The sequence below is a fragment of the Phenylobacterium sp. genome (assembly GCF_030697925.1).
Lineage (GTDB): Bacteria > Pseudomonadota > Alphaproteobacteria > Caulobacterales > Caulobacteraceae > Phenylobacterium.
Map to the genome: position 1 here is coordinate 1 of NZ_JAUYOJ010000087.1, position 6,666 is coordinate 6,666.

Genomic DNA, 6,666 nt, shown 5'->3' on the forward strand with positions numbered 1-6,666 from the left:
GCGTTGGCCAGCAGGTTGTAGAGGACCTGCCGCAGCCGCATCGGGTCGCCGCGATAGACTCCGCGGGCCTGTTCCACCTCGACCGAGAAGGACAGCCCCTTGCCCTGCGCGAGGGCGGCGAAGGCGGAGCAGACCCCGTCCGCCACGTCGGAGAGGCTAAAGTCGATCGCCTCGAGCTCGAGCTTTCCGGCCTCGACTTTGGAGAGGTCGAGCACGGCGTTGAGGATCTCCAGCAGCGCCTGGCCGGACTGGCGGATGATGTCCAGCCGCTCCCTCTGGACCTGGCCGAGCTCGTCCGCCTCCATGGCCTGAGCCATCCCCAGGATGCCGTTCAGGGGGGTCCTGATCTCGTGGCTGACGGTCGCCAGGAAGGCGCTCTTCGCGCGAGCGCCCGCTTCGGCGGCGAGCTCGGCTTCCTTGCGTTCGGTGATGTTCTGCAAGACGCCCAGCAGACGTTGCGGCTGCTCCGGCGTGCCGGCTGTGACGGCGGCGCCGGAGGCGACCCACACCAGCCTGTCGGCCCGATTGAGCCGATATTCGGCGCGGAAGCGGCTGCCCTCCGCCAGGCTCTTCTGCCATTGCGCCATCGCCTGGGCGCGATCATCGGGGTGGACGGTTTCCCAAATGTCGTCGCGCGCCTCCCGGGTCCCGACCGCGCCTTCGAAGAAGGTGTCCCGCGCGCCCGCGGCCCAGGCGGCCCCGGTGACCAGGTCGAGCTCCCAGACGAAGACGCCCGCCAGCTCTGCGGCCTGGCTCAGCCGCTCCTCGATGCGCAGCTGGTGCTGGGCGGTTTGCGAGGCGGGCATCTCCGCCACCACCTGCACGAGCCCGCCGGCCTCGCCGGACGCGTGCGTCCAGGGGAGCGTCACCGAGCGCACCAGCCGCGAAGATCCGTCCTGGAGAACCGTTCGATAGGGGCCCGCCTTCAGCGCCTCGCCCGTCTTCAGGCACTTATCTAGGGCGCCGTGAAACTGCTGCAGGGTGGGCTGGATCTGAAAGAGGTGCTCGCCGACGACGGACGCGGCGGGTCGCTCGTGGAATCTCTCCCAGTCGGGATTGACGTGCGCGATGCGCAGCTCGCGATCGGTGATCAGCACGGCGCAAGGCAGCGCTTCCAGGAGCGGCGACAAGGCTTCCCATCCGACCGTTGGCGCGCTCTGCGGCATGATCTCCCCCAGCGCGCCAGCTTGCGCGCATGGCGTTAATTCGCGGTTTCCGTAGCGGAAACGTTTCTGGTGTGAAATGAGCGCCTCGAGGACACGAAGAGCGCCGGCTCGCAGCTGAGCGGGCTGCGCGAGCGCCTGGCTGAGAAGGACGACCGATCTCCAAGCTGGAGAGCGGCCGCGGCGACCTGAGCCTGAAGACGGTGTTCCGCGTCGACGCGGCCCTTAGGCTGCGTCCGGTGTTCGCCTTTGCGTCGGGCGCGACCGCGTCCGTGGCGGCGCAGGCGTCGGGTAAGGACGCGGGCCAGCGCGCGAACGGCGGTGCTGGTCGGCGTCGTGCAGGAAGAGTTGACCCGGGAGATCCCGCAGATCGTGCAGGCCGCGGCCGCCCGGCCGGCGAGCGAGGAATGGGGCTTGCTGCTGTCGGACTTCCTCGGCGGCGCCGGCGGTGTCCTGATCGCCGTGCCCGCGGTCAAGGACCAGGTCTATCGCTTCCATCGCGAGGCCCAGGCGCGGAGGCAGGCCGACAGTCCCTGGCCGGGCCTGCGCGAGGCGGCCCGGAACGCCTGGGAGCAGCGGCGCAACGACTATGACGGGACGGATTCCCTCGTTTCCCTGCTGGGCGCCTTGGCCATCACCCTGTCCTTCCTCCTGAAGCTTTCGGCGGGTGAGCCTGAGGGCGGCGTAGGCGCTGCAGCGGCCGAGCCGCGCGGGCTCGCCAGCCTCCTGGGGCCATGCTGTCTGTCCTCGTTCGGCCGGGCCCCAGAAAGGTCCGTTCAGTAGGCCCTCCGCGGGAGGATGAACCTCAGATAACGGCGCGCTTCCGTTTTCTTCATCTCAGGCGATCAATCATGCCTGATCCAGCCAATGCTGGGGGGGCATGATGAAGAAAATAGAGATCATCCATCTCGCTGGCGTCGCCACGGTCGCCTTAGGCTTGGCCCTATCGACATTGACGCCCGCGGCGGCGGCGGATGACCCGCGCCTCGGCCGCGTTTGGAAGGAGATCGAGTCGAACGTCTGGGAAGGCACCTGGACGCGACGCGGCACGTCCAACGTCTTCGACGCCGAGTGGCGCCGGACCGGAACGAACGACATCCGCACGGGCGTGCTGACGATGGAATTCACCGGTCGGCCGGGAACGGTCGACCAGGACACCATCCTGATCTTCCGCCAGGATGACCGAGGCGGTCGCTGCAACTACATCGGCCACTTCTCGAGCCCCGCGAACCACAACAGCGCCGGCGGGACCTATTCCTGCGTCGGCGGCGGCACGGCGAAATGGGCGGCCAGCATCGTCGCCCGCTGATGCGCTTGGCGCACGACATTCACCTGATTCAAACGGGAGAACGGTGATGAGCGGCAAGGTGGGAGTCATCGTCGCGGGCCTGCTGGCGTCCGCGGCGTGGGCGGGGGCGGCGAACGCCCAGGTCTGTAGCTGACTGGCGTCCGGGGGGCGGCGACGCCGTCAGCCGCTGGATGACGACCGTGCGGGTCGCCACGCCCGCGACCGTGAACCTGGAGTACTTCGGCGGCTGGACCGAGATCGTCATCTACGATTTGGCGCAGTCGCAGATCCTGTATCGGGGCGCACCGATACCCTCCTTCAATGCGGCCGACGGGATCGTAATCCTGGCTTACAAGGTCGGCCCGGGCGGGGTGCTTCGCATCAGGACCGATTGGCAAAATCCGCCATCCGGGTGTTCGTGAGCTCTGCAGGACGCGCTCTGGTGATGGCGGCCGCCGTGGCGTGTGCGGCCGCGACCGGCGCGCACGCCGGGGATCAGGGCGGCCGGACCGCCTGCATCGAGGCGTCGAGGACCGAAAACGGGACCACCTTCATTTGCGCCGCGCCTCGGCCGGCGCCGTCGCCGCCCGCGGCGCTGCCCGCTGAGTTCAAGATCAGGCCGATGGAGAGCCTCGAGCTGCGGTTCGACCGACCGCATCACATCCGCACCCTGCTGCTCAGCCTGGGTTGCAACTCCGCGAACGCGCGCCGCCCGCCACAGGGGCGCACGCGGGTGGAGGTCGTCGCCGATGACGGCGCCAGCCTGCGCACTGTGCTGCCCGACACGGGTCAGCAAAGGATCGGGCTGCCGCGGTGGACGCAGGCGACCAGCGTGGTCGTCCGCCTGCTGCCGCCGGAGGCCGACATGGCCAGCAGCCTGTGCGTGACCGAGCTGAGCGCCGACCTCGAAGAAGAGCGCGCCATCGAGTTCGAGCGCGCCGCCTGTGAGGACTCAGGCCGCAAACTCGCCAAGGCCCGGTGCCTTGAGGGCGTTATCGCGCGTATCGAACGTGAAAGCGCGGCCGCGCTGCGGCAGCTCCGGGTCCAATACCAGGGCCGCCAAGGCCTGCTGTCCGGGCTGGCCGGCGCCCAACAAGGCTGGAAACAGTGGCGCGACGCCGAATGCGACCTGCGCTCGGCCCGCTTCGCCTCGGACGCCGGCGCGGGCGGTGAAGCGGCGCGATGCCGCGCCGAGCTCGATGAAGCGCGCCTCTGGCAGTTGCGGGACCTTCAGGAATGACCGCCCAGCGCCTTCAGCAAGCTATTTTCTTCGGGCATTGAGATCCTGGCCACGCCGGAGGCTGCGTGGCGCCGCGGGCGGCCGAAGGCCCGCTCAACGGGAACCGGCGTATCTCGGTCGGGTGATCGATCCTCTTCTGCCCGACGGCCTCGACGGTGTCCGGCGCGAAGGCCCTGAACGCCGGATCCACGATGCATCCGCCGGCTGCCGCCGGGCAGTGCTATCCACATACTCGGACCGATCCGCTCGCGAGGTCGCTGATCTCACGCAAGGTTGCGTCGGAAATGACACCGGCTCGGTGGAGGCCGACCATCGTCTCCAGGGCCGAAGCGAGCGCTCCACCGTCCTCGGCCGCCAAATCGCCTACCGCCCCGCTGTGTGGCGGCAGGTCGGCGCTAGGAGCTCTTTGCAGGTCTTCGGGGGGAGCCGTCAGCTCGGCGATCCGCGCCGCGATGGCTTCAGTCGCGTCTCGGCGCGCATCGTCGCTGATGCGGGCGTAGATCTCCGTCGCCTTGGTGGTCTTGTGGCCCATGAGGCAATTGCGCGTCGCAGAGCGGACCCCGCGAGCGCCGGCTCAGCGCGAGAGGCGAAAATTGGCCCTTGGCCGGCAAGCAGGCATTGCTGAAGAGGTCGGCTTCCCAAAGCCAATGCAATGACCGGATGCGACGGTGGGCTCAGGCGGTGACCTGACTGAACGGCCGGTTGAACACCGGCACCTCGTGCTTGATCCGGAACCGAATGTCGGCGTCGTGGTCGAACGCGCGTTCCCGGGCCGTTTCGATGTCCGAGGTCTTCAGTGCGACGGTCTTGTAGCGGTCGCCGCCCGGGACCTTGATCCGGCAATACCACCGGCGGTGCCGCACGTCCCCGCGGCGAAAGATGATGAGGCCGGACTTGAGCTCCTGGCTGTCGGGGACAAAGGCCATCGCGACGACCACCTGTGCAGGATCTGTGTAGATTTGGGCTGCAAGCCCTTGATTCCGCACCCCTGGGTAGCACCTGTGTAGGCGGGGTTAAACCTAAAAAATCAATAATATCAATAAGTTAGGATAGTCCAAGCACCCTTACGGGGAGCTTCGACCCAATGTCCATGTGGGGCCAGAATTGGCGCGCCAAAGGGCCGTCGTAGACCGCCGCAGCCCCGCCAATCTGGCCGCTGGCCGGCGCCCGATCAATAGGTTTGGGTCTGGGCGGTCTGGCCGCTAGCATCGCCGCGCACAATCGGAGAGCCCCGCCCATGACCACGTCCGCCCCCGACCTCCACACCGCGCTCGGCCAGCAGAGGGTGGTGTCGCTGGAGCCCGGACGCGCGGTGATCGAATATCTGGTCGGGCCGCACATGTGCCATTCGGGCGGGGTGGCCCAGGGCGGTTTCGTCTGCGGCTGGATCGACGCTGCCATGGCGCACGCCACCATGGCCCAGGACGGAGACATGACGCCCATGTCCCTGGAGCTGAAGGTCAGCTTCTTCGCGCCCGTGCGGCCCGGCCTGGTGATCGCCGAGGGCTGGGTGGAGCGGCGCGGCCGCTCCAGCGCCTTCCTCGAGGGCCGGCTGCTGAACGCCGCCGGCGAGGTGCTGGCCAAGGGAAGCTCCACCGCCCGGCTGATCCCCCGCGTCCAGGTCGAGGCCAGCGCCCGCCGCGCGGTGGAATAGGCCCCAGGCTTGACTCCGTCAGGCCGGAAGCGTGGCATCGCCGCCCAACAGGGAGGACGATCCATGAGCCTGAGCGGCGGATGCTATTGCGGAGCGGTGCGCTACGAGGCCGGCGGCGAGCCGCGATTCAAGGGCCAGTGCCATTGCCGCGAGTGCCAGTACATCACCGGCGGGGCGGAGAACCTGTTCATGGTCATGCCGTCGGCGGACTTCGCCTATGTGAAGGGCGAGCCGGCGCGGTTCACCCGCAGCGACCTGGAGGGCCCCGCCACGCGGGAGTTCTGCGCCACCTGCGGCACGCACATCCTGACCCGCACGCCGCGCGACACCAGCATGGTGATCCTGAAGGTCGGCACCCTGGACGATCCTGGCCAGTACCAAGGACCGCAGGCGGCGATCTGGACGGCCGACGCCCAGACTTTCCACATGATCCCCGAGGGCATCGCCACCTTCGCGGGCTTCCCGGGGCGCTGAGGCGGGGAGCCGGCTTGGCCGTCAAGGCTCCTCCTCTCCCCTTTCGAGGGGAGAGGATAGGGTGAGGGGCTGCGGCGCGAAGCGGCGCCCTCCGGTCCATCAACCTGCTCGGTGCGGCGGAAACGCCCCCCTCACCCTACCCTCTCCCCCCGGAAGACGGGTGGAGAGGAGGAGGTTGTCCGCCAACCTGGCTGACTAGGCCCCGGCGGTGGTTTCCAGCGGACGGGGCGGCGGGGCGCCGGGGGGACGGCCGATCCAAATCTGGCCGGAGCGGGCCATGGTCTCGCCCGCGGCGTCGAACAGGGCGACGCCGGCGAAATGCTTGCGGCCCTCGACCTCGCGGGTCCAGGCGACGACCACATAGGTCTCGCCGGCCCGGGGCTTCTTCAGCACCTCGCCGGCCATGGTGCCCAGCAGGCCGACCGGCGCGCCGGTCTTGATCCACCAGGCCATGGAGCCCGAGCAGTCCAGCGCGCCCCAGGTGATCTCGTCGGGAATGGTCCCGTCGGGATCGGCGAAGTTGGCGTGCGGGGTCCAGATGCCGGCGCAATGTCCGGCGGGCGCGCCCTCGAGCTGGCCCACATGGACGCCGAGGCCCTCGCCGTCCTCACGCTCGATGCAGCAGGAGAAGCAGCCGCGGTGCAGCGACTTCTGTGCGAACTGGCCGGCGGCCGCGAAGGCGCGGGCCTCCTCGATATTGGGGGTGGCCGGCGGCGGGTTGGGGATCTGGCTGTCGTCAGCGGGCCGAGCCGAGCAGAGGACCGCGCCCTCGGCGTTGACCAGCACCACCGCGCCGTCTTCACCGGGTTGCAGGGTCACGGTCGTGTCGAGCGGCACGCCCGAGCGC

At 69.0% G+C, this 6,666-nt stretch carries 10 protein-coding genes; 6 read left to right on the forward strand and 4 right to left on the reverse strand.

All coding sequences use genetic code 11. From position 1 onward, the window contains the following. Positions 1-1,130: PAS domain-containing sensor histidine kinase (locus Q8Q88_RS08140; protein WP_305674697.1), on the reverse strand; the 1,130-nt coding region annotated here is incomplete at its 3' end. A gap of 354 nt (positions 1,131-1,484) precedes the next feature. Here Q8Q88_RS08140 and Q8Q88_RS08145 point away from each other — a divergent pair. From Q8Q88_RS08145 to Q8Q88_RS08160, 4 genes are all read left to right on the forward strand, one after another. Beyond that, positions 1,485-1,946, forward strand: coding sequence for a hypothetical protein (locus Q8Q88_RS08145; RefSeq protein WP_305674698.1), 462 nt, complete (start codon positions 1,485-1,487; stop codon positions 1,944-1,946). A gap of 97 nt (positions 1,947-2,043) precedes the next feature. Continuing rightward, the gene (locus Q8Q88_RS08150) at positions 2,044-2,472 is read left to right on the forward strand and encodes a hypothetical protein (protein ID WP_305674699.1); all 429 of its coding nucleotides are present in this window, start codon (positions 2,044-2,046) and stop codon (positions 2,470-2,472) included. A 179-nt stretch (positions 2,473-2,651) separates the two neighbouring features. Next, positions 2,652-2,873, forward strand: a complete 222-nt coding sequence (locus Q8Q88_RS08155; protein WP_305674700.1) for a hypothetical protein — start codon at positions 2,652-2,654, stop codon at positions 2,871-2,873. A gap of 23 nt (positions 2,874-2,896) precedes the next feature. Continuing rightward, a complete protein-coding gene (locus tag Q8Q88_RS08160) occupies positions 2,897-3,691 on the forward strand; it encodes a lysozyme inhibitor LprI family protein (protein ID WP_305674701.1) in 795 nt (264 codons plus the stop codon). 220 nt (positions 3,692-3,911) lie between these two features. On the opposite strand, the gene Q8Q88_RS08165 is transcribed toward Q8Q88_RS08160, so the two are convergent. Together Q8Q88_RS08165 and Q8Q88_RS08170 are read right to left on the reverse strand one after the other, a co-directional pair. Next, the gene (locus Q8Q88_RS08165; protein WP_305674702.1) at positions 3,912-4,223 is read right to left on the reverse strand and encodes a hypothetical protein; all 312 of its coding nucleotides are present in this window, start codon (positions 4,221-4,223) and stop codon (positions 3,912-3,914) included. Positions 4,224-4,365: 142 nt separating this feature from the next. After that, positions 4,366-4,629: a hypothetical protein gene (locus Q8Q88_RS08170; protein ID WP_305674703.1), complete on the reverse strand. Its 264-nt coding sequence runs from the start codon at positions 4,627-4,629 to the stop codon at positions 4,366-4,368. Between the two features lie 299 nt (positions 4,630-4,928). On the opposite strand from Q8Q88_RS08170, the gene Q8Q88_RS08175 reads away from it, so the two are divergent. Beyond that, on the forward strand, positions 4,929-5,345 hold the full coding sequence (locus tag Q8Q88_RS08175) for a PaaI family thioesterase (RefSeq protein ID WP_305674704.1): 417 nt from the start codon (positions 4,929-4,931) through the stop codon (positions 5,343-5,345). 63 nt (positions 5,346-5,408) lie between these two features. After that, positions 5,409-5,819 (forward strand): GFA family protein, encoded by a 411-nt coding sequence (locus tag Q8Q88_RS08180; RefSeq protein ID WP_305674705.1) that lies wholly within the window; start codon positions 5,409-5,411, stop codon positions 5,817-5,819. A gap of 195 nt (positions 5,820-6,014) precedes the next feature. Here the strand turns inward: Q8Q88_RS08180 and Q8Q88_RS08185 are convergent. Further along, the coding region (locus tag Q8Q88_RS08185) for a hypothetical protein (protein ID WP_305674706.1) at positions 6,015-6,666 on the reverse strand (652 nt) is incomplete at its 5' end.

Excerpts from the sequence above, each read along its gene's own strand:
- Q8Q88_RS08150 (WP_305674699.1), top strand. The coding sequence starts at position 2,044 with ATGATGAAGAAAATAGAGATCATCCATCTCGCTGGCGTCGCCACGGTC.
- Q8Q88_RS08160 (WP_305674701.1), top strand. The coding sequence starts at position 2,897 with ATGGCGGCCGCCGTGGCGTGTGCGGCCGCGACCGGCGCGCACGCCGGG.
- Q8Q88_RS08165 (WP_305674702.1), bottom strand. The coding sequence starts at position 4,223 with ATGGGCCACAAGACCACCAAGGCGACGGAGATCTACGCCCGCATCAGC.
- Q8Q88_RS08175 (WP_305674704.1), top strand. The coding sequence starts at position 4,929 with ATGACCACGTCCGCCCCCGACCTCCACACCGCGCTCGGCCAGCAGAGG.
- Q8Q88_RS08180 (WP_305674705.1), top strand. The coding sequence starts at position 5,409 with ATGAGCCTGAGCGGCGGATGCTATTGCGGAGCGGTGCGCTACGAGGCC.